Below are 23,276 nucleotides of genomic sequence, written 5' to 3'. Positions count from 1 at the left end.
TACCTCCTGTGAACTTAATGCCCAACAGGAGTGTAAGTATTTTTTCAGATGTTGGCAAGTGGCCTTTTTTTTATACATAAATTAGCTGCCGTTTTCTACATTTCTAGTGTGCCATAAACAATTAGGCCATGATAAATAAGCAGCTTAGCGTCAATCGGCTACGTAATTTGAATTTAACATATATTCTCTGCTTTATCACCAGCGAAGAACCTTACTGGGATAGCCGAAGCGAACTACCTACCTGCTTATCACAAGGATCAATTGATGTGAGTAGATTCTTTATCTCGGTCTCCTAAAGATATCCTAAATAATCACAATCGTACGAATTAACTAGGAATTCTGTCGAAAAAATTAATACTAATATACGAGGGGGAAGAATAATGAAAAAGATTTATATGTTTTTTGTATTTAGCTTGTTTATGCTATTTGGATTTTCACCAGAACAACCCGTGGATTTAAATGTAACTATAAAAAAGTTGCCTAATAAAATTGAATTGTCTTGGTCCAACATTAAACAAGCAGATAATTATGTTATTTACTCTAATGATACTTTGTTATACAGCGGAGATAAGAATAAATTCATGCATGAGGGTTTAAAAGATGGAGATTATTTGGAGTATGACATTTTTGCAGTAAATAGTAAAGGCGATATACTTACAAATAATCATATAAAGACATCAGTTGTTCATCCTAAACATAAATCTACAATTGGTATAGATATTATTTCCTCCTTCAATTCTGTGAAAGTAGATTGGTATGATTTAAGTAATGCGACTTCATATCTGATTTCAGTAGATGGTGGGGAATTCCATACGGTCACAAAGTCGGAATTTATTTTACAAGATTTATATGCATCTGAAGAATATAATATGGTTATTTTTGCTGAAGACCAAAGTAACAAAACTAAGAGTAAGGAAGAACAAAAAGGTGATCATTATATTAGTCTTCCAGTGCAAACAACGCAAGAATACACCGGGATTTCTTTGGAGGATTATTTAAGCAAGAAGGGTAATAAATTCTCAGTAAAAGCAGTTGGTAATGTTAGCACAATAAAACATAGAACTTTTATTTCACCAGATCCGTTTAAGTTCACTTTTAATAATACTACTTTACAATGCGGTAAAGGGGATGGAAGAAGCTTTTCAGCTACTAAGGGAACTTCAAGAACCGAAGTTTATACAAGTGTTGACTGGGATACTCTTGAGTATGGATTTTCAAAATATGTCTACCCTTCCGTATTGTATAATAGTAATTGTGACTCAAGTTCTGCCAACTCTAAAACGTCTTCGTCATCAGGAATTGGGCTTGGTATAAAATATATTAATGCTTCTGAGGCAGGTTTTCACGTTACCCATAGAGCGAAATCACCTCATACTCTTCTTGGTGTCCCTTTACCGGATATTTACTACTACTATGACTTAACCATTGCGAAAAATGGTGCTACCTATATGTACGGCAGTCATGACCAATTCCCATGGCATGAAATATATCGTCAGAACAAGGGGGGGACCTGGACAAGTCTTTACACGTTCTCACCGAAAAAAGGCGCAGGGGATGCATGGAAATTACTTGGGGTTTGGCCGAACCAAAGTATTAATGTGTATGACCCTAGATGATTCTATGTAACAGAAGATAGTTCTTCTAATTAGAGCAAGTTTTGATTTTTTTTTCAAAGCTTGCTCGCTTAATATTCCTTCAAAGGACTACTTTGCATTAGAAAATACAATATTAGACTGAATTAATGGATGGAGGTAGGTACCTCGTGAATAAAAATACCTGGAATCTCATTAAAAGAAAGTTATCTTCAACGATTGCTACAACAATTATTATTTCATGCTTATTGGCTTTTTTTGGACCCCAGTCACAATATGAAGAAGAAAAGCAATTTCTTGGATGGTTTTTGTTTTTTTTCATTTACGCAGGTATTACTATTTTAGTCTACGGGAATTTAGTTTCAATTGTAATAGAATACCTTCTGAGAAAGTGGTTAAATAGAATTGGTTGGCTATATTTTTTATTACATGGTATTGCTGGATTAGTATTAAGTATCTTTTTTAGAGAGATAGATTTAGTTTATTACGTGGTAGTGACAGCCTTATTATACTCGGTCATAGACAGATTAATATATACTCGAAAAGTAAAAACTCCTATATTTTTATTATTACCAGCAATTGTAGTTGTTTTATCATGGGGATATTTAAGTATTACTTCTCCACCTATTCCTTCTTTTACAGAGGATGATGCAGTAATATTTCTCACATCGGTTTTGTCTATAGAGACGGATAATTTTCCAAGAAATAATGAGAAGTTGCAAGTTGAAATTGGCGGATATCACATTGAGAAAGAAACGATAGTGAAAAAAATCAAAAAAGAAACCTACGTTGTTACCTTCACAGAAAATTGGAGTACAATAATGCAAAAAGGAACTTGGTCCATATCCTATATAGTCAATCGAGTTAGCGTGACGAAGCAGGATGAAGTTGGAATCCGCCCCCCCTACTATAGTGAAAAAAACAGGTGAGTTTTTTACTGATTAAGTTGGTTTTATAACTCTAATACAAATAGTTGATATAATAATGGACACAGGAAAGGAAATGTATAGACCATCAAGGCTATACAAGTACAAAAATGGTTGGTTATATGACCAAGGGAAGTAAGGAATCAATCGCTTTCGATGTCTTCCCGCGTTTTATATGCCAGGCGCCCAAACAATAAGCAGTAAAACAGGTGCCTGTGCAAGGTTGAATTCAGTTAATTCACTACAATTGCATATACATAAAATCTGGATGTTGTATGTATCACGTTTCTTATGATTGCTTGTATAACCATTCAAATTACTTGAATTAACGTGATTGTTTCTGGCACAGGCACCGTCATAAGTATTAGTATTAAAGTATAAGGCAGTGGTGGCGGGAAAAGTACTCTATAAATGAGAATCAGATGATGGTATACTATAAGTAGAGAATAAGATGTGAATCAAATTAATCCGATAGAGAGCGCGTATAGGAGAAGGGCAGCCCCTGCTGCTCTTCTTTTTTCGGCCAACTTTGTTCTTAAAAACGGGTACCTGTGTCAGGTTAAATTTAGTTAATTCATGACAATTGTGTATACAAGAATGTCGTGGTTGTAGTGTTTATTAGTAAAGTTCCTACACCTGCAATCAGTACGCGAATAAAGGTAAATGGTATACTACATTTAAATAATGCGCATTCTATTTGATGAATAGATTCTCTTTTAAAGTCGTGAAAAGAAAAAGTAGGTGAACAAAGTGGGAAAATATCAATTGGATTATAAAGGTCAATCGGCTGTGACTAAATATCATGAAAAAAACAAGCCTGTTAAGTTTGATAAAAAGCAGCATCTTGAAAAGTTACGTACAGAGTATTTGAATAAAAAGCAAAAACAAACAGATCAATAATTGGAGCGAAAGAGGCTGGGACATAACATAAAAAAACTGCATTATGGCTAATTCGCCTTTTAATGCAGTTTTTAATATTTTTCCAGTGTTTCTTTTCAAATTCTTGAGTGAGTCGGAGCGGAAAAAGGCCGACTCCTGCGGGATTGTAGCGCGAATGTTGAGACCCCGCAGGCAGCGCAGCGGACGAGGAGGCTCAAGCGCGCCCCGCGGAAAGCGTGCCTTTTGGAGCGCAGAGGAACGGTCTATTTAGAGTTTTGTCCCAGCGTCTTTATTTGAGCTCCTTTATTGAATGACCGTTTGGAAGGACAACATGTTAGGTAATAAATGGCCCGGTTGTAATGAATCATACAGTATGATATGGTTTAAGATGAAAACCCATAAGAATAGTAGAAATGGCAGCAATCGTTTTACAAAACCTTAAAAACTTAATAGGATGCACTAGGGGTGTTATTTAACTGAGATGAGTAGAAACTCAAACCCTTTGAACCTGATCTAGTTGATGCTAGCGTAGGAAAGTGTAAACATTCATACATATGAAGAGGGATGACTCTGTCTTTTTCTTAGTGTGTCATATTTGTTTTACGCAACTTTCCTTTTGGAAGGTTGCGTATTTTTTTTAGCTGCCATTTGCCTATTCAACTATTACATGTTTAGGAGCTGTTGAAATGACAAAGGTCGTGTTGGTAACAGGAAGTAGTCAAGGATTAGGGGCAACGATCGCAAGGACATTGGCAAGCCAAGGATTTCGGGTCGTCATTAATTACAATAAAAGCAAAGAGGCAGCCGACAAGATGGCTTTTGAGATTGGAAAAGATCATGCGATTGCGATTCAAGCGGATGTCACCAATCGTGCAGAAGTAGAGCGCATGGTGGAAAAGGCAACGGCATACTTCGGGCAAATTGATGTGGTCGTCAATAATGCATTAATCGATTTCAAATTTGATCCAGTCAAGCAGAAGCCGTTTAGTGAACTATCTTGGGAAGATTATCAGGGACAGTTGGATGGGACGTTAAAAGCAGCATTTAACGTCATTCAAAGTGTCATTCCTCAATTTATTGAACGACAAAATGGAAGTATTATCAATATCGGAACGAATCTGTTTCAGAATCCTGTCGTTCCTTATCATGAATACACGACAGCGAAAGCCGGATTGATCGGTTTTACACGCAATATCGCTGCCGAGTTAGGGGCATACGGCATAAAAGCGAATGTCGTTTCAGGGGGCTTATTGAAAACAACGAATGCGAGTGCTGTTACAACGCCGGAAGTATTTGATTTAATTGCGAACTCGACGCCGTTGAAAAAGGTAACAACGCCTCAAGATGTTGCAAATATGGTCGCTTTTTTGTCTTCAGACAATGCGAGCGGCATTACAGGGCAGAATTATACAGTCGATGGCGGCTTAACGATGAACTGACAAATGGGGGTGTGGAACGTGACTGAACAAAAAGGGAAACAATTGAACTTAGGTGTTTTGCTGTATGGGTGCGGACACCACCAAGCTGCTTGGCTCATGCCTGACTCAAGTGTTGAACGCATTGGTGAGATTTCTTACTATCAAGACTTGGCCAAGTTGGCGGAAAGGGGTTTGCTTGACGTCGTATTCTTCGCGGATAATCAATCTTTTGCAGGAAAGAGTTCCAGTGACCTGCCGGCATTTTGGTTTGATCCACTCATCAATTTAACAGCCATCTCCCAAGTGACAGACCATGTCGGGTTAGTTCCGACGATTTCAAGCACTTTTTCCAATCCGTTTACAGCTTCCCGCCAGCTTTTGAGTTTAGACCATATCACTAAAGGCCGTGTCGGCTGGAATCTTGTTACGTCAATGACTGATGTTGAGGCGCAAAATCATAACATGGATCAACTGCCCTCGCATGATGAACGGTATGAAAAGGCAGATGAGTTTGCTGCATTAATGAATAAATTATTTCTTTCATGGGACAGTGAAGCATTTTTGCATCAACGTGAAGAGAAGAAGTTGATTAATCCTGCAAATATCTCGCCATTCCATCATGAAGGCACCTATTTTAAAGTGTGTGGACCGTCTACTACGCCGAAAAGCCCTCAAGGTAAACCGGTGGCGATGCAGGCAGGGGCGTCCAAACAAGGCATTGCATTAGCCGCAAAACATGCTGATGCCGTTTACTCAGTGTCGTGGAATCTTAAGCAAGCCAAAAGATTTCGGGACAAACTAAATGAGCAAGTGAAACAAAGCGGGAACAACAGACATATTAAAGTGTTTCCGGGCTTAGTCACCTATGTGGGGGAGAGCCGTGAAGAGGCTTTTGCCAAGAAAGCCGCAATAGATGTGAAACTTCCTATTGAAACAGCTTTAAAACAGCTGAGCATGTTTATCCGGCAAGACTGTTCCGATTGGGCATTGGATGAAAAGGTTCCTCCATTGCCGCCCGTCGAAGAATTTACTGGACCAGTCGGCCGGTACGAGACGATACTGGAAATCATTCATGATACAAACCCGACAGTAAGGGAGCTGTTGGGGTATCTGAATGCTGGTGGGGGACATTTCACGCTCATCGGCACACCGGATGAGATTGTCGATCAGATGGAGCTTTGGTTTAAAGAAGGGGTGGCTGATGGATTTAATCTTATGCCGCCGACATTGCCCGGTAGTTTAGAAGACTTTGTTGAATTAATTGTGCCGGAGTTGCAAAAGAGAGGTATTTACAAAAACGATTATGAAGGTCATACGTTACGTGAATATTTAGGGCTTGAAAACAGGTGCTTGTGATAGCGTGAATTCAGTCAATTCACTACGATTGCGTAAATGTAAATTCAGAATATTGTAGGTGTACTGTATGTTATGCTTGCTTGTATACCCATTCAAAGTGCTTGTCTCTGTCACAAGCACCGTCAAAATTGGAGGAATGCAACACATTTTAGTCTCTTTTGTCAGTTTCCTTGAGGAAATCATTGCATCCCCTTGTTAACCCATAATCACGCCCGTCGTGTCCGTTTATGCTTCCATCAATACGAGATGATGGATGGCTTCTTTCATTATAATAAGTCTCCAGGACATCTCGGTGCTTATTGCCGTGTGTCAATAAAATGGAGAGCTGTACATCTATGCGAGTTTGGGTGATTTTTTGATGTATCATGAAAAATAGATACAATTCCATGAGAAAAGTAGGCAAAAGAACAGAAAGCCTATTTTAATCGAAAATTTTTCAAACATTTCACCACTTGAAATCCAGTGTACATGAAGAATAGCAAAAACTGATGCAGAAGGTCCCTTGGCAACTTTCGAAAGTTCGTGTTTTTTGTCATTGAATTGAGGGTAGGCTATTTACATTGACGACTGCCGATTTTAAATTGGCGGACTTCCAATAGACTAGCGTAGGAGGTAATTTCTTTGAATGAAAAGGACACGAATCAGAATGAGCAAAAGGGGCAGGACGTACACCGCGAGACATTGACGACACGCCAAGGGCATCCGGTCAGGGACAACCAGAACATCCGGACGATTGGAGACCGCGGGCCAGCGACGCTAGAGAACTATCATTTCATCGAGAAGATCTCGCACTTCGATCGTGAGGAGATTCCGGAACGTGTCGTTCATGCGCGGGGTACGGGGGCGCATGGCTATTTTGAGACGTATGGCAAAGTCGGGGACGAGCCGGTGGAGAAGTACACACGGGCGAAAGTGTTTCAAGGTGCTGGGAAGCGGACGCCGTTGCTCGTTCGTTTCTCGACAGTCGGCGGTGCCAAGGATTCACCTGAAACTGCCCGGGATCCGCGAGGCTTTGCGGTGAAAATGTATACGGAAGACGGCAACTGGGACCTCGTCGGCAATAACTTGAAGATCTTTTTCATCCGTGATGCGATGAAGTTCCCGGATATGATTCATGCATTCAAGGCGGACCCGGCATCGAATATTCCGCATCCGCAGCGCATGTTCGACTTTGTCTCCCGCTCGCCGGAAGCGACACATATGATTACGTTCCTGTTCTCACCGTGGGGGATTCCTGCGACTTACCGCCATATGCAAGGCTCTGGGGTGAACACGTATAAATGGGTGAACGATAAAGGCGAGGCGGTTCTCGTGAAGTACCACTGGGAGCCGAAGCAGGGCATCCGGAACTTGACGCAGGAAGAGGCCGATAAGATACAAGCGAAGAACGTCGGCCATGCGACGCAGGATCTCTATGAAGCGATCGAGCGCGGCGACTATCCGGAGTGGGAACTGTTTGTCCAAATCATGGAAGATGACTACCACGACGAACTTGATTTTGATCCGCTGGACGACACGAAACTGTGGCCGGAAGATAAATTCCCGTGGCTGCCGGTCGGACGGATGGTGCTTGATCGGAATCCGGTTGATTTTCATGCGGAGATCGAGCAAGCGGCATTCGGAACCGGCGTCCTCGTCGATGGCATGGATTTCTCCGACGACAAAATGTTGCAGGGACGGACGTTCTCTTATTCGGATACGCAGCGCTACCGCATTGGATCCAACTACTTGCAACTGCCATCCAATGCGCCAAAAACTGCGGTCCGCACGAATCAAATGCGCGGCCAGATGGACCACCGCGACCCGAACGAAGCGGGCGACAATCCGCATATCAACTATGAACCATCAATGATTGGCGGTTTACAGGAGGCACCGAAAGGCGAGCGACCGCCTCACCGCCCGACCTTCAACGCGGCAGCGATGAGCGCGCCAATCGACCGGCCGAACAACTACGGCCAGGCCGGTGACACGTACCGCAGCTTTGAGAACTGGGAACGCGATGAATTGATCAACAACCTGTCCGAAGCCCTCGCCGTCTGCGACAAGCGTATCCAGGATGCGATGGTCGAACATTTCACGAAAGCCGATGAGGACTACGGCCGGCGCGTGAAAGAAGGAATCGAACAGAAAATGCAAGAGAACGAGACAATGACCGCCGACGAATACCTGCCAGGTCGCGAGTCCGGCAAGACGAAATTCGGTCTTGGTACGCCGAAAGCAGCCGACGCTGCACATGACGCAGTCGATAAGAGCAACGAAGCAGATCCATATTGATCGGAATATAGGACGGACACCCGCGTGGAAAGGCATGCGGGTGTTTTAGGCGTGCGCGAAGACGTCAGCTGAAAACAGGTACCTAGGTTAAATTCAGTTAATTCACTACAATTGCATAAACATAAATTTATAATGTTGTAGAATAATGTTTGTTATATTTGCTTTTATACCCATTCAAATTGCTTGAATTAACATGTTTGTTTCTGTCACAAGCACCGTCAAATTAGAAAAGCAAACATCCAACTGTCGTGAGATGTTTGCTCTTTTATTAAAACCAGGTGCCTATGCATGGTTGAACTAACCCGAATTTTTCTTTCACAGACACCGCTTTTCTACAGGTTTCACCATGGCATCCTGCTCATTGCATCACGCAATTCATCAATCGCATGAATTTTTTCTACCGTATTTATTGTAATTGGCAATTGGTCCGTGACCGGTGCTAGTGAAATTGCGGTGTCTTTTTTACCGGTCATGGCTTTTGGAATGCCGCCAAGCTGCTCGGTCAGTTTTAGGAAAGCCTTCTGAATCTCTTCTTTAACATTCAGGGATTTGAGCACTTCCTGATATAACACCAAACCGTGTTCTACATCGAGCGCGACAATCAGGGTTGGGAAATAGGGTCTCTCGAATGGTGAATCTTGAATAGGCTTGTCGATCATGACAAAATCGAAAATAATGGATGTATGAAGTACTTGCATTTTCTCTAGACGTTTCATATCCAATTCGCTTATGTGCAATGAGGGCTTGTCGTCTTGCTTCAGCTTTTCTTCTTTCAGCTGAATGTGAACGCTTTGCCATTCATAGCCTTCTTCAGTCTCTTGCATCATTCGTCCAAAAAACGTATTTCCACCTGAGTAGGAGGGAATCGTAAGGCCTCTCTCAACTTCTTTAAGCATTTCTTTTGCTTGTTCAATTGCGACAAGCAGCATTCGGCCTTCATCCTCGTCTACATGCCAAGGGTAGTAGCCAGGTACAAGGCTGCGCATTTGGACCCATTGTTTCCGTCCACGGAACGACATGCCGTGCTGTTTGAGCAAATCGTAATCGGCTGCATCCAGTTCATCACGGTCGACAAATGAAAGGAGCAAACTGCGCTGCTTCAAAAAGATGTCTCTGGTGGAATCCCCGGAAAGGGTTGATTTTAGCGCTTGGAGTCCAGTATTCCCAACATATACGGCTAATCCGTACTCCTCTCCTCCCGCTCCAAGTACCGAGCAGTAAAGGAACTGACGGCTTTCCCAATCCGCGACAATGAATAGTTGATCATCCTCAAGCAATTCCCATGGCTTGAGTTTGTTGAAGGACTTTGCTTCCTCTAATAGTTCTAGCCAATCAAATTCATCGTCAGGATTAGCGGAATCCAGTAATCCGATTTCCAAGGTTTTTAGTTTAAGGTTTATTTCTTCGGTAAGCTCTCGCCAGTCCTTCTCTCGAATAGAGGCATCCATAGCCCAGCTATCTTCCTCGGGTGCCAGTTTCATTGCTTTCAAGCAGTATGGATAGTGCACATCCAGTTCGGGCTTCAGGATTTTCTCAAGCACGATTTCATGCTCCCAATCAGCGCCGAAATCATAGGTATAAATGGCGCGGTCCTTCTCCGCCATGAACCAGTCGCATATTCTTTCTTCTTGTTCTTCATAAAAATCGTGGAAAGAGAAAAACGGAAATACCATATTTTCTCTATCTTCAACGGGTCCGATTTCTACCTTTGTCTTCTCTCCACCGCTACGCAACATCATAAACGAATGAAGGTGTGAATCTTCCCAGTCAAACGCCACTTGCAATACGTGATGAAAGTCGACAAAAGTCATATTCCCATCCAGTTGAAAACGTCTCCATACAGGTGGGCTCATTCCCTTTAAGCCCACTTTCATTTGATAAATCATACAATCACACCCACCTATTTAAGTGAATTTTTTGATAGAATAAAATAGTTAACTTGAGGCTGCTTTTTATAAGGTGATGATTTGTCTTGGTTACACTTTACACTAGAATGGGCTTTCTTCTCAACAAGATGTAACAGATACCTGTGTAAGGTTGAAATCAGTTAATCTACTAAATTTCATATCTGGATGCTGTAGGTATACTGTTTGTTATGCTCAAATTGCTTGTTGCTGGCACAGGCACCGTCAAATAGATCTGCGTAAATAACTCTTGGAGGGATAAACATGGAATGGAATGAAGTTGAAGGTGTTGAGGATATAAATAAACTGCTAAAAACGTTTGGTTACTTTCACGACAGTTGTTTAAAAGAGTTGGTGATGTGGAACGACTTCCATGTGCAAAAGGATCTATCAATGGCATTTGGTGATGGGCTTGATAACAACATTAAAATGCTCTTCCAAAGGCAATTTAACGATCCATCAGCGATCGAATTACTCTTTGAAGGGGTGAAAGAATTTCATCTAGGTGATGCTGGCTTAATCTTAGATGCGAATCTCATCCTTCAAGATGGAATGTTTATATGGGCAGATGCTTATGATTGGAAACCAAATGATAACGCCGAGGATGTTACCTGGATTTTCTCTATGAAAGTTAAATGGCGTGATGTCAGTCATTGGATGGGTGACGAGAGAAGATATGGAGAGCTAACGGAGAGTTGAACAATTGAAAACAGGTATTTATGCTAGGTCAGATTCAGTTAATCCCTTACAATTGCATATACCTAAATTCCAAATGCTGTAGGTATACTGTTTGTTATGCTTGCTTGTATACCCATTCAAATTACTTGTTTCTGGCACAAAGCGCCGTCAAAAAATAAAGCAGAAGAAGCGTGTCCGCTCCGGATGAAGGGGGACATGCTTTTTTTGCTTTGATTCACTATCGTGACTGTTGAATTGTGCGAAGTAACCAATCGTGTACGCCATCCATCAGAACATCGAGCTAACTCACGTAGATTCTCCGATGTGAAAGGGGGTACGCGCATAATCGCTTCCTGTTTTTCATTCCCTCGAGAGAATGGGGAACGCGTACGTATCGTTCGCATATTCTGTTAAGAGGTGGTTACAGGATGGAAGGTTTATTTGCGCTGTTCCTTTATGGGAATTTTGTGTTGTTTCTCTTTTTGTATATGTATATAAATCGCTACCGACGACTAATTGGCTTTCATTTAGGTATGAATATTGCAATGACGGCTGGGGGGATGGCTGGCCTCTTATCAGGAATTTTGCTGATTTTTCAATACCCGTTTCACTTTACGCTCATAACGATCCTTGCAACCATTATTGGAATGGGGGTAGGGGCGCTATTTGGTGCGTTGTTTGATTACCAAACGATGTTAACAGGCCTCATTAACGGACTGATGGTGGGCATTATGGCGCCTATGTTAGGGGCGATTTTAACGGAGCAACTCTTTTTTGGGATCGTCCTTGAAGGATTAACCATTGCTGTCGTCACGATTTTAATCGTCGCGATCAGGAGTACATAAGGAGGGCGCGATGATTATCATTTGGGGGTTAGCTATATGGAATGTTGCAGTAACGATTTATTGTTACCTCATTTTGCGGAAAAGGAAGCAATTATTTGACGACCGATTTGCAACAACCCTAACGAATACGGCAACGTTCATCGCAACAATTGTTGTGAGCTTGCACGTATCGGTTCTGTTAACCGTTAAACTGTCCATGATTTTCATACTGAACATGATCATTGGGGTTAGCATTGGCTCGCTTTTTGGTTCACTCGTAAAGTACCATTCAGTCCTCATTGGTTTTTACAACGGATTGATTGGCAGTTCGATGGGGGTGATGATTGGGGAAGTCTTGAAGAATCCGCAAATTTGCAGCATCCCAATTTCGAACCAACAGCAAGTAGTCATGAATATGTATCAGCTATGTGGATTTGCAACTCTTTTGCTGATTGTTGTCTTTGGTCTCGTTTTATATTCAATGCGAGTATGAGAGGTGTATGCTTTTGAAAAAGAACGTTCTTATCGCGTTGATCGTTTTCATAGGGTTCGTAGTCGTATATTTGTTTATGCCCAGGACTGTAGCCCTTCCGAAACTAGCGCTCGTGAAAGATCCGCATTTGCCTGCGATTACTGGTGAAACCTTCACATTCTCCACCGAAAAACCAAAGCTTGTCGCCTTTTTCTTTACCGAGTGCCCGAATGTTTGTCCCATGACGGTCATCGACTTATTGAAGGTGCAACAGTCGTTGGTAGATGAGGGGATTAGTGAACAACAATACGACGTTGTCTTCATCACGCTCGATCCAGAGGTGGATACGGTTGAGAAAATCCAGCAGTACAAAGAACAATTTGCGATTACTGCAGAGAATTGGTTTTTCCTAAGAGGCACGGTTGAGCAGACAGAGAAAGTTGCCAAGCAGTTCAACATGTATTTCACGAAAGGCCCTGATGGCACTATCGTCCATAGCACAACGATGTATGTAGTAGATCGCGACAATCAGATTCGTGCACATCATCCTATGAGTACTGGGGCACAATCAATGAATGTAGAGCAGCTAACTGAAAATTTGAAGAGCCTCTTACAGTAAGCACGGAAGCGTTTTTCAGCATAATCGACTGTACCTAAAAAAAGTATTCCCCATATAGTAGCAGAGAGTGGTATTAAACATCGTTAGAAAAAAGAGGAGAGGGGGCCATAAGTGGAGCGGAAAAATGCGTACCCTACATTTTCTTCCCCGACAAGTTTAGTGTCAGACGAAGAAACGAGAATTTTAACGGAACACATTAGCCAGGTGAACATGTTTAAACTGATTAATTTATATGAACCGCACCGTAAAGCGTTAACGTTGAAGAAGTTCTTTAAAATGAAACGTCATCAGGAGGTTGTCATCACACTGTTAAACCGTACGGCAAAGGAAGCCGTCATTACAGGAAAAGTGACAACCATTGGCAGAGACTTTGTCATGCTAACCAATTTAAAGAAACGAATTTGGCTCCCTTATACCGCTATCGAATCAGCTACGATCCCCTTTGGTACCCCTACGTACACAAATCCTCATCAAAATCACATTTATGACAATCAACTAAGGAAAAAAATCGTCCTTCGATTTGGTGAAACCGTGTCGAAGCGGGATGCCCTTGTCCAACAGTTTTTTGAAGAGTCCATGCGAACGAATCTCCATGCTTGGAAAGGAACGTGGGTAGTCGTTCGGACTTCCAATCAAACAAAAATCGGGAAAATCCTCAAAACCGATCAAACAAAATTATACCTAACAATACGCAATGCTGAAGTGGACATTCTGCTTGAAGAGATTCAATCTGTTTCAACGATCAGGTTCATGACTATGTGGAAAGAACTGCTTAAATCCTTTAGTAGATGAGTGAATGGACAGAAGAAAGTTTTTATGAAAGAAGGTTGATGAGATGAGTACGAACGACAAAGAGCTCAACGATTTGCCGCTGACTAGTCAGCGCGACGAAAGAATGCTGGATGAGTTAAAAAAGATGAAGGGCAGTCAACTATTAGTTGTCACCAATGCAGTCCAGTTAAATCTATTGGGGCAAGTCTTCCGGCCGGTTTTTTGTGGCACGGTTGAAGATGTTCAAGTTGGCCACATTACCTTGTCACCCGTCATTATAAAAATGGTCAATGCCCCTTTTTATAAATTCCCGTTCCCATTAAGCATTCCGCTAGAAAAAATTACAGCATTCTCTAAAGAAGTCCCTTGTGATTTGGTATTCCCACTCACTTAAGAAGTTATATTTAAGGCGAACAAAACTGCTCATTCTCAAAAAGTCGGACGTAAAGGGAGGTTTTATAAGATGGAAAAAGCTGTTCAATTAGGTGAAGTTAACGCGACGCGTTATGAAGCAATTGTACAGATTTTTAGAAGAAACAAAGGAAGAAAGGTTTTTATCTTAACAGAAGCATTTCCGTTCATGTTTATCGGCATCATCAAAGACGTGGTGGAGGATTACGCTGTGTTGGATGTGCAAGTTACTAGCATCCCTGCACTGGAACGCAAAGAGTGGCTCGTTCATGTTGACAAGATTGAAGTTTTTTATTTTGAAACAGAATTGGGTCCCAAAATTCCTGATTTAAAAGATTAATTGAGAAGAGGGTGTTCAATGAAACGAAGGTACCACGTGGTTGCCATCCCGATACGAATCGTTGTTAATACCTTTGGCGACCACAATCCGAATGGGGTTATGTATGTATTAAAGGAAAATGAGAATAAAGTAAAAGAATTAGTCAGAAAGAATCCTTTTACACCAGTCGAGATTGTACAACCGCTTGTAATTCGGGCGAATGAAGGCGATGTAGTTGAAATAGTTTTTGAAAACAAACTGCCCTATAACACCGGCATGCATTTTCAAGAGGCCGATTATGATGTCTGTACTTCTGATGGCGCGATGGTGGGGTTTAATAAAGACACGACAGTTGCACCGAATGAATCCATTCTGTATCGAATTCATGCGGTAAAAGATGGCAATTATTTCTTTTCCGATTTAGGAAATCCATCGAGTACAGAGAATGGTTCGAATGGTAACGGATTGTTTGGAGCGTTAGTAGTTCAGTGCCGTTTTTCCTGGTGGACCGACCCAGTTACAGGGAAGCCGTCCAATAGCGGTGTGTATGCCGATATCCATCACCCATTGCTGCCCTCCTTCAGAGAATACGTTTGGATGTTCCACGATGAAATGGAAGTGAATGATCTAACCGGAAACCGGCCCATCAATCATATTTCCAATCAGGAAGAGGAATCATTTCACGGAGCGAACTATCGGTATGAACCTGAGAATAGACGATCACAGCTGCTTGCTGAAGGGGTAGTCTGTCCGAACTGTGAAGGGGAGGAAGTCCATCATGATTCGTGGGTTTTTGGCGATCCATCCGCCCCGATTTTAAGGGGATATGTAGGTGATCCCGCTAAAATCCGACTATTCCATGGGGGACTAAAGGAAACACATGTCTTCCACTATCATGTCCACCAATGGTTTAGTGACCCGAAGGATTTATCATCTGAGATTATTGATGCGCAGGCGATTAGCCCGCAGGCACATTATACAATTGAGCCTCTTTACGGGTTAGGGAGTTTACAAGGGGCTTTCGGAGATGCGATTATACACTGCCATCTTTACCCCCATTTTGCAGCAGGAATGTGGGGGATGAACCGCGTATTTGATACCCTCCAAGACGGTAGTCAATGTTATCCGAATGGTGAACCGATTGCAGCGCTTCAGCCGCTTCCAGATCGACCGTTGCCTCCAAAACCGACAAAACTCAGACCAGGTTTTCCGAATTTCATCCCGGGTAAAATCGGATATAAAGCTCCACGGCCACCTCTCGGAATCGTTGGGGGTAGAGGGTTAACAGAATTAGAACGTCATGCAGCTGTTCCGCATCCTAGACCAGGAGCAGTATTTACCGACCCCTGTCCCCCAGGCGTCAAGGTCAAAGAGTTTAATGTATCGGTTATTGAACTTCCCATTGTTTACAACAAACAAGGCTGGCATGATCCGAAAGGACGGATGTATGTCCTGGATGAAGACTTGGAAGCGGTTTGTTCGGGTAAAATAGAGCCTGAACCGCTTGTCATCCATACACCTGCTAATACATGTATCCAAATAAATTTCACGAATCGTCTACCGCATATTCTTGATGGCGATGCTTTTCAACTGGTGACGAGAACGTATGAAACGGGATTTCATGTTCATTTTACAAAATTTGATGTCCTTGTCTGTGATGGAGCAAATGTAGGATGGAATTACGATTCATCAGTCTTGCCAGGAGAAACGATCACTTACTCGTTTTTTGCAGATGTAGAATTAAAAGCATGGTATTTCCATGATCATCTATTTCCATTATCTCATCAACAACATGGCGTTTTTGGTACAGGTGTCATTCATCCGCGATTTTCTAAATTTTTAAGCTCGGCAACAGGTGAAGAAGTTGACCATGGTACACAAGTTACTGTGGAAAATCCATTGATTCCTAATTACCGCGACTTCGTTTTGTTCGTACAAGACTTTTCGCTGCTCTTTGATAAAGGTGGCAAACCTCTCAATCCACCAGCTTTCCCAGGTTCGCAGGATGACCCAGGCCTCTTTGGAGTGAATTATAAAAATGAGCCATTGCAATTTCGCCTAGGTCCGGAATGTGACCCGGCATATAGTTTTAGTTCCCATGTCCACGGAGATCCGGTTACGCCAATTCTTCAAGCTTATGAGGGCGATCCGATTAAGATCAGGCTCTTACAAGGTTCGCAAGAAGAATCCCACAGTTTTAATGTTCACGGCTTGAGGTGGTTAAAGGAAAGAAGGGATATGCTGTCGAGGCTTGATTGCCAACACCATATTGGAATTTCAGAGTCTTTCACGTTTGAAACGTTCATTCCTAGAGCAGGGGACTATTTATGGGCTTTTGAAACAGAAGAGGATTTATGGAACGGTCTTTGGGGATTGATACGGGCATTTGCTGAACGAGTTCCGAATCTCATTCCGCTTTCGGATCGGCCTGACCCTCCAAAGCGTTCCAAGCCTTTGCCGGAATGTACAGGGAAGTTGCCGCCACCAGCAAAAGATCCTACTCTCTTGCCAGTTAAAGGACCTGTCCGCAAATTCGATATTGTCGCCTTCCAGATTCCTTTAGTATACAACCGATACGGAGATCATGATCCCAATGGAATTATCTTTGCACTCCGTGAGGATATGGACGCAATTCGAAAAGGGAAAAAGAAACCAGAACCCCTTATTATTCGAGCCAATGTTGGAGATACGGTCGATATTACCTTAACAAGTATGCTGCGGTTTGATTTGTTTCCGTTTAAAGATGGAATTTATCCTTATCCAGAGGTGAAGGAACAAGCATTTTATCCGCCTTCCTTGCGCATATCGCTCCATCCGCAGCTCATTGATTATGACGTTAAGACCTCTTCAGGGGAAACGGTAGGATTTAACGATGATCAAACGGTCGGACCAGGTGAAACACGAAATTACCGTTGGTTTGTAGATAGCCAAGTAGGGGCTTGCGGATTATGGGATATGGCCGATTTCCGCAATCATAAAGGACACGGTGCTTTTGGTGCCTTTATTGCGGAGCCAAGAGGGACGGAATATATCGATCCGTATACCCTTCAGCCTGTTCTTACTGGCGCGAATGTAATTTTGCGAAACCCACTGCTTCCTGATACGAGAGAATTTGTACTCGTCATGCATGATGGGGTAAGGCTACTAGACAAAGACTGTCAGGTACTATTGGACCCAGTTGATAGTATTTTATTAGCCCCTCCAGAGATTGATGAGGATTTGCTGGACACGTATGATAATGGATCACGCGGATTTAATTACCGTTCTGAGCGTCTTATCAATCGTTATCGAGAACATCCAGTGCTCCATCAGCTTTTTTCCTCAACGGTGTTTAAAGATCCGGCGACGCCTTTGTTGGAGAGCTATGTAGGCGATCCGGTCACAATTCGGTTAGTGACACCTGCTGAAAGACGCAGGTCACATACTTTTCACTTGCACGGTCATCGTTGGCGCTTCGATTCGAAAGATAGTAATTCCCGAATTGACTCCTTCGTAGGCACACAAGTCGCTGGAGCTATACGCAATTTGCAATTGCTAGGCGGGGCTGGTTCGGTGACAGGATTTCCAGGTGACTATATGTATCGCTCCGGCAATATTCGATGGGATATTGAAGCAGGCATGTGGGGCATTTTGCGCGTACATTCCCATCCTCAAAAGCATTTACCCCTACTCAACAGTTGTCATACGAGCGATCTTGACGATTCAAGTTCCTATGGATTCATGTAGATTTTTGAAAAGCGATGCACTCTTTCCCGCACTGACGCTCCATGTAGATGGGCAAGAAGGGAGGTGATAGGGATGAAATCTAGACCGGAGGATAAGCGCCCACTTGTTGAACAAGATGCCGTTGAAGACTTTTGTAGTTGTAAAAGCCGTTGTCCCGATAAAATCCCGCATGTCGAAATCCCATCTCCGACGAGCTGTCTACCTATCGATATACTAAAAAAACTAAGAAAGGAAATCCGTGTTGCCAATGAATTACTCCTTGACCTTGCGCTAGATGATGACAGACCTCCGGAAGAAACGTTTTTAAAAGTCTTCTCAGGTTTAGTAAGTTTGCACGTGGAAGTGGAAGTTGATACAGGCCAAATTGTAGGAGGAAAAGTCCATTTGGCAGGCTTTGATTTTGTTGTCCTTTTAGATCACAAGGTGGAAATCATTGTGCCGTACCATGTCATCCGTAACGTGAAACCGGTTGGAAAATTTGCTGAACCTGACCATGAAGCAGCTTTGCTAGCAATCGACCCTTGTCTTCGTCGTGACCTTACCTTTTGTTTTGGTGCTACTGTTGCCTCTTCGCCAGAATTACTGCAACTGTTTTTCGAAATGCGGTTTACAATCTATCTACTGTTCTTAGAAGCAAAAACAATTGAACTCACATTAGGCGAAGAAATAATAACAGGGTTCGTAACAGATGTGAATAAAGAGACAATTGTTGTGAAGGTAGAAAAAGATACAAAAATCATCTCCACGGAAAAAATCACGATGGTAAAAGTAAAAAACAGTGAAGGTAACCCTGACTCAGTATTGAGTTGAGGGTTATTCACTGTTGTTAAGTGAATTTTGCATGTCTGTTTCCTCATACGGTTTAATCGTAATTGCTTTAATGTGATCGAAGTGAATGATGGTGAAAGGTACTACCGTCTCCAGATGCTTCGTTACAAGCAGTTCTGGCTCAGGTTGCAGCATGTCGCGATCTGTGACGACGGAGGAGGGAGGCGTGGTGGAAGCTTTGTTGGTGTTCTTCTGTGGTTGTTCGCGCAGATTTTTCGACTGTGTAGCAGCTTTTCTTCTTTTCATTGGCTTCGCGATGTCCGTTTTGTGTTCACGCTCAAGCGGGGTGTTTGCTGTTATACATGCTCGAATATCCTCGATCTGCTCCGAATTCACCCATTGAAACCCGCAAATCATCGGTAGCGCAATTGTGATTGGCGAGCCAGAGGATTGCTCCGTGCTATGCGGATGTACCGGGTGCAAAACCAAGAAATCCTGGTGTTCAACAAACTTTTTACATGAAAAGAGATGAGTGGTGAAAAAACCATGTGAATGGTCTTTGCCTATCGCTTTCAGGAAGGTGCCATCTTTTAAATAAATGATAAGCAATGGCTGTTTTCGTCCTGTACGATTAAAAAGGGACTGGATCTGTTGAAAAATAGCCTTCACGGAAGTACCCCCCTACCAAAATGTGTCTACCTCTATTCGCGTAGTCGAGAGAAAATAGAAATCACTTCGTAAAATGTTCAGTTGGATTTTATTTACAAGTACAAGGGCCTGGGCATCCACAATGGTGTTTCAAATGATTGATTTTATCCAATGAAAATAGGATGGTTTGGCTTTTCCTTTTCATATTGCTTCGATCCATGCTCCCTTGTTCTTCAGTCTCTTCTACATCCTTTAACTCCTCAGCATCTTCGGTTTTAGAAACATTTTTTCGATTGGTATCATTATGTGGAGATTTAGATTCGACGATTAACTCAACAAAATTTGACCCCACGTGACATATCTTCCCTCGAATGACTTGATCATCCTCTAATTGAATCTCGACTATGCACCCAATCAGTTGTCGAAGGCGAAAGTTCAAGCCGTCTTGCAATCCGCCTAAACGGAGTCTGAAGTCATCATCGCAAATAAATCTTCTACATGAATGACGGTGACAGCAAACACATCGGCAGTGGTGGCGATGATGCTTGCATGACGAATCGTGACAGCCTTTACAACAACGATCTTGAGGGCAACATTTACAAGAATGACAGCTAGTAGCTTGGCAACCTCTGCAGCTACAATCATCATGGTGACCTTTACAGTGGCACCCAGAATCATGCTGGTGGCAAGTATGACACTGTTCGTAATTCTTGTCAGATGCGTAAGCGCCATCATAACCATTTTGATAAGTACGATTGTGCATTTTATCTCTCCTTTCTGTAGTTTTATGAAAATGAACATTGGACAAGAATTGAGTTTTTGTTTGAATCCTTACATTATATGAATAAATGTTTGAAACCCGTGGACAAAACGACTAGTATCAGATGATTAACCCTTTTTTCTTAATGTTTGTAGGAGAGGGGGTGTCTCGCTTCATTTGGGGGCGGCTAATTTTTTCTTACTGCGACGGATGAGCATTTGTTCTTTTCTTTATTGCATGAAAACTTACTAGCATTAGTGGTAGAATAGGAGAAACCAATGCTTGAGGCCTGTGCAAAAGACATTGCTATTCACCTAACCAATGTGAATGGTGATAGATTGCATTAGTGGATATGTATACTTCTTGAAGACTTGATTTCCCTTGGGAAGTAGGGGCTATTTGCTGCGTTGAGTTTGGAAGTAAACGATAAAAGGGGAGGAAACGTTTTGACTTTATTATTAAAAAATGTACGTTTGGAAACAGGGTATTTGTATGATGAAGCGTTTGTTACAGCTACTGAAACGAAAATCGTTGATGTTTTGATAGAAGATGGAAAGTTTGTTGAAATAGCGCCAACGATTGAGGCAAGCGATGCAGTAGTGATAGATGCGAACAATCAATTACTCGTTCCATCGTTTAAAGAGATGCATATACATATCGACAAAACATACTTCGGTGGGGAGTGGAAAGCGCCAACTCCCGCAACAGAAGGCATTTTTACGCGTTTAAAAGAAGAAGCAACACTGTTACCGAAACAATTGGAGGTAGCGGAAGAGCGAGCTCACGCAATGGTGCAGCATTATATTAAAAACGGACATACACATATTCGTACACATGTGAATGTTGACCCGCACATTGAGACGAAACATATGGAAATCACGAAGCGTGTGTTAGACAGTTATGAAGATCAAATTACGTATGAAATCGTTGCATTCCCGCAACATGGGGTATTGCGGAATGGCCCAGCATTTTTATCAATCTTTGAGAAAGCATTGCAAATGGAAGCGACGCATATTGGAGGGGTAGACCCCGCTTTAGTCGATCGGAATAGCGGAGAAGTGTTGAGAACAACTTTTGACTTAGCCGAAAAATACGACTTGGCCATCGACATTCATTTGCATGAACGCAATACATTAGGGGAATTTCAGATCTACCAAATCCTCAAAGAAATGAAACAAAGATCTTTTAACAAGGAAGTAACCCTCAGTCACGCGTTCGCATTTGCAGACTTACCGCAACAAGCTTTAGACAATTTAATCGAGCAAGTGGCGGCAAATCATGTTGGCGTGACAACAACGGTTCCAATTGGGGCAGCTCCGATTACCATCCCTGTGAAATATATGTATGATCGGGGCATAAACGTTTCATTTGGACATGATAGCTTAATTGACCATTGGTCGCCTTTTGGAAGCGGGGATACGATTCGAAAATTAAATCAGTTTGTCCAACGTTTTGGGTACATTGACGAGTGGCATATCGGACAGTCGTTGAAATATGCGACAGGCGGGGTAACGCCATTAACGGACACTGGCGAGCAACAGTGGCCAAAAGTTGGGGATGCAGCAAATGCGCTACTCGTCGATGCCGTTAGCTCTGCGCATTTGATTGCCAGACAATGCCCTATTTCGACAGTCATTTCAAAAGGGACCATCATTCATGAAGAAGAGATCGAGCTAAAGGGGGAATTCCGATGAGCACATGGCTACAAAATGTTCGATTGGAAATTGGAGAGACGACATACGAAGATGGCAGTATTCAAACCGTCACCGATTTGTTTCATATCCAAGTGGTAGAGGGAAGCATTCAGACGATTATTCCCGCAACTGAACATGTGCCAGATGAAGATGCAGTGGATATGGAAGGGAAATTGGCGCTTCCTGCATTCAAAGATCTACATAATCATTTGGATAAAACGTATCTCTCAATCGGATGGAGAGCTTGTCGCCCTGTAAAGAGTTTAGCTGAGCGATTGGCTTTGGAAGCGGCTGAGTTAGAGGAACTTGCTGAAACAGCGGAACAAAGAGCCTCTGCCATGATTGAACTCCATTTGAGCAATGGTGTGAATCATATACGCACGCATGTCAATATTGATCCTTTTATTCAATTGAAGAATTTAGAAGGCGTTAAAAAAGCACTGAAAGCTTATGAGCAATACGTAACCTATGAAATTGTCGCGTTTCCTCAACATGGCTTGCTAGCGCATGAAGAAATGCCGGACTTATTAAGACAAGCATTGGCATCTGGTGCAACAATCTTAGGGGCACTTGACCCAGCTGGCATTGATAAGGACATTGAAAAGTCCTTGCAAGTTACGATGGATATTGCGAAAGAGTACAATGTCGATGTCGACATGCATCTGCATGACAGAGGACAAGTAGGTTTTTATACGATGGATAAATGGCTGGACATGGTGCAAGAACAAAATTATGAAGGATCCACTGCTTTTAGTCATGCATTTGGTTTAAGTTCATTGACGCCTCCTATGCAAAAGCAATTTGCAAAAAAACTAAGCGAGCATAACGTGGAGATTATGTCTACCATCCCTATTTCTATAAACTCTCAGCTCATTCCGATCGATATTCTGCGAGCAGAAGGCGTTAAAGTTGCTTTAGGCTGTGATGGCTTTTTTGACTCTTGGAGCCCTTATGTTCCTGGGGATGTTTTGGAGAAAGTTCATAATTTCTGTGACTACACTGGGAAATCAAGCGAACGGTCGTTACGCGAAAGTTTAAGTTTGATTACACAAGGCGTAACGCCTTTGAATCATGAAGGTGAACAAGTGTGGCCGAAAGTTGGCGATGAGGCTAGTTTTGTATTTGTAGATGCAAGCTGCAGCGCAGAAGCCGTTGCAAGACTACCGAAGAACAGGCGGTTGATGCATAAAGGGAAGTTGTATAAATAGATTGTAGTGTATGAACTGAATTAAGTTAC

At 42.4% G+C, this 23,276-nt stretch carries 21 protein-coding genes and 1 riboswitch; of the genes, 17 read left to right on the top strand and 4 right to left on the bottom strand.

All coding sequences use genetic code 11. The features are described 5' to 3' along the window. Window positions 1-380 precede the first annotated feature (380 nt). The 6 genes from QT711_RS14720 to QT711_RS14695 all read left to right on the top strand — a co-directional run bounded on the left by QT711_RS14720 (window position 381) and on the right by QT711_RS14695 (window position 8,445). Window positions 381-1,616, top strand: a complete 1,236-nt coding sequence (locus QT711_RS14720) for a DUF3238 domain-containing protein (protein ID WP_317945487.1) — start codon at window positions 381-383, stop codon at window positions 1,614-1,616. A gap of 146 nt (window positions 1,617-1,762) precedes the next feature. After that, window positions 1,763-2,521: a hypothetical protein gene (locus QT711_RS14715; RefSeq protein ID WP_317945485.1), complete on the top strand. Its 759-nt coding sequence runs from the start codon at window positions 1,763-1,765 to the stop codon at window positions 2,519-2,521. A 747-nt stretch (window positions 2,522-3,268) separates the two neighbouring features. Beyond that, a complete protein-coding gene (locus QT711_RS14710; RefSeq protein WP_317945483.1) occupies window positions 3,269-3,418 on the top strand; it encodes a hypothetical protein in 150 nt (49 codons plus the stop codon). A 430-nt stretch (window positions 3,419-3,848) separates the two neighbouring features. Beyond that, window positions 3,849-3,949: riboswitch (TPP riboswitch) on the top strand. 134 nt (window positions 3,950-4,083) lie between these two features. Beyond that, window positions 4,084-4,836, top strand: a complete 753-nt coding sequence (locus QT711_RS14705; protein WP_317945481.1) for a 3-oxoacyl-ACP reductase — start codon at window positions 4,084-4,086, stop codon at window positions 4,834-4,836. An 18-nt stretch (window positions 4,837-4,854) separates the two neighbouring features. After that, window positions 4,855-6,171 (top strand): LLM class flavin-dependent oxidoreductase, encoded by a 1,317-nt coding sequence (locus QT711_RS14700; RefSeq protein WP_317945479.1) that lies wholly within the window; start codon window positions 4,855-4,857, stop codon window positions 6,169-6,171. Window positions 6,172-6,792: 621 nt separating this feature from the next. After that, entirely contained in the window at window positions 6,793-8,445 is a 1,653-nt protein-coding gene (locus QT711_RS14695) for a catalase (RefSeq protein WP_317945477.1), read from the top strand. A gap of 341 nt (window positions 8,446-8,786) precedes the next feature. Here the strand turns inward: QT711_RS14695 and QT711_RS14690 are convergent, their stop codons facing one another. Next, on the bottom strand, window positions 8,787-10,331 hold the full coding sequence (locus QT711_RS14690) for a plasmid pRiA4b ORF-3 family protein (RefSeq protein ID WP_317945475.1): 1,545 nt from the start codon (window positions 10,329-10,331) through the stop codon (window positions 8,787-8,789). A gap of 282 nt (window positions 10,332-10,613) precedes the next feature. On the opposite strand from QT711_RS14690, the gene QT711_RS14685 reads away from it, so the two are divergent. The 9 genes from QT711_RS14685 (at window position 10,614) to QT711_RS14645 (ending at window position 18,979) form a co-directional block, all read left to right on the top strand. Then, window positions 10,614-11,048 carry a hypothetical protein gene (locus tag QT711_RS14685; RefSeq protein WP_317945473.1) on the top strand — a complete coding sequence of 145 codons (435 nt, stop codon included), beginning with the start codon at window positions 10,614-10,616 and terminating at the stop codon, window positions 11,046-11,048. Window positions 11,049-11,455: 407 nt separating this feature from the next. Beyond that, the gene (locus QT711_RS14680) at window positions 11,456-11,872 is read left to right on the top strand and encodes a hypothetical protein (RefSeq protein WP_317945471.1); all 417 of its coding nucleotides are present in this window, start codon (window positions 11,456-11,458) and stop codon (window positions 11,870-11,872) included. Window positions 11,873-11,882: 10 nt separating this feature from the next. Then, window positions 11,883-12,344, top strand: coding sequence for a hypothetical protein (locus QT711_RS14675; RefSeq protein WP_317945469.1), 462 nt, complete (start codon window positions 11,883-11,885; stop codon window positions 12,342-12,344). 13 nt (window positions 12,345-12,357) lie between these two features. Further along, window positions 12,358-12,942 (top strand): SCO family protein, encoded by a 585-nt coding sequence (locus tag QT711_RS14670; protein ID WP_317945467.1) that lies wholly within the window; start codon window positions 12,358-12,360, stop codon window positions 12,940-12,942. A 111-nt stretch (window positions 12,943-13,053) separates the two neighbouring features. After that, window positions 13,054-13,734: a hypothetical protein gene (locus QT711_RS14665; RefSeq protein WP_317945465.1), complete on the top strand. Its 681-nt coding sequence runs from the start codon at window positions 13,054-13,056 to the stop codon at window positions 13,732-13,734. Between the two features lie 43 nt (window positions 13,735-13,777). After that, complete coding sequence (locus QT711_RS14660; RefSeq protein ID WP_317945463.1) at window positions 13,778-14,107, top strand: hypothetical protein; 330 nt, start codon at window positions 13,778-13,780, stop codon at window positions 14,105-14,107. 69 nt (window positions 14,108-14,176) lie between these two features. Continuing rightward, window positions 14,177-14,464 carry a hypothetical protein gene (locus QT711_RS14655; RefSeq protein WP_317945461.1) on the top strand — a complete coding sequence of 96 codons (288 nt, stop codon included), beginning with the start codon at window positions 14,177-14,179 and terminating at the stop codon, window positions 14,462-14,464. Window positions 14,465-14,482: 18 nt separating this feature from the next. After that, on the top strand, window positions 14,483-18,169 hold the full coding sequence (locus tag QT711_RS14650; RefSeq protein ID WP_317945459.1) for a multicopper oxidase domain-containing protein: 3,687 nt from the start codon (window positions 14,483-14,485) through the stop codon (window positions 18,167-18,169). 72 nt (window positions 18,170-18,241) lie between these two features. Further along, window positions 18,242-18,979 (top strand): hypothetical protein, encoded by a 738-nt coding sequence (locus QT711_RS14645; protein WP_317945457.1) that lies wholly within the window; start codon window positions 18,242-18,244, stop codon window positions 18,977-18,979. 3 nt (window positions 18,980-18,982) lie between these two features. On the opposite strand, the gene QT711_RS14640 is transcribed toward QT711_RS14645, so the two are convergent. From QT711_RS14640 to QT711_RS14630, 3 genes are all read right to left on the bottom strand, one after another. Further along, on the bottom strand, window positions 18,983-19,606 hold the full coding sequence (locus tag QT711_RS14640; protein WP_317945455.1) for a hypothetical protein: 624 nt from the start codon (window positions 19,604-19,606) through the stop codon (window positions 18,983-18,985). Between the two features lie 88 nt (window positions 19,607-19,694). Beyond that, window positions 19,695-19,937: a hypothetical protein gene (locus QT711_RS14635; protein ID WP_317945453.1), complete on the bottom strand. Its 243-nt coding sequence runs from the start codon at window positions 19,935-19,937 to the stop codon at window positions 19,695-19,697. A gap of 104 nt (window positions 19,938-20,041) precedes the next feature. Next, window positions 20,042-20,233, bottom strand: a complete 192-nt coding sequence (locus tag QT711_RS14630; protein WP_317945451.1) for a hypothetical protein — start codon at window positions 20,231-20,233, stop codon at window positions 20,042-20,044. Between the two features lie 558 nt (window positions 20,234-20,791). On the opposite strand from QT711_RS14630, the gene QT711_RS14625 reads away from it, so the two are divergent. Together QT711_RS14625 and QT711_RS14620 are read left to right on the top strand one after the other, a co-directional pair. Beyond that, window positions 20,792-22,039, top strand: coding sequence for an amidohydrolase (locus QT711_RS14625; protein WP_317945450.1), 1,248 nt, complete (start codon window positions 20,792-20,794; stop codon window positions 22,037-22,039). Beyond that, a complete protein-coding gene (locus QT711_RS14620; RefSeq protein ID WP_317945448.1) occupies window positions 22,036-23,247 on the top strand; it encodes an amidohydrolase in 1,212 nt (403 codons plus the stop codon). The genes QT711_RS14625 and QT711_RS14620 overlap by 4 nt, the downstream gene beginning before the upstream one ends. Window positions 23,248-23,276 lie beyond the last annotated feature (29 nt).

This window comes from Sporosarcina saromensis (assembly GCF_033253735.1).
Taxonomy (GTDB): Bacteria; Bacillota; Bacilli; order Bacillales_A; family Planococcaceae; genus Sporosarcina; species Sporosarcina saromensis.
The sequence above is the reverse complement of the archived record's forward strand: the minus strand, read 5'-3'. Positions and strand labels throughout refer to the sequence as shown.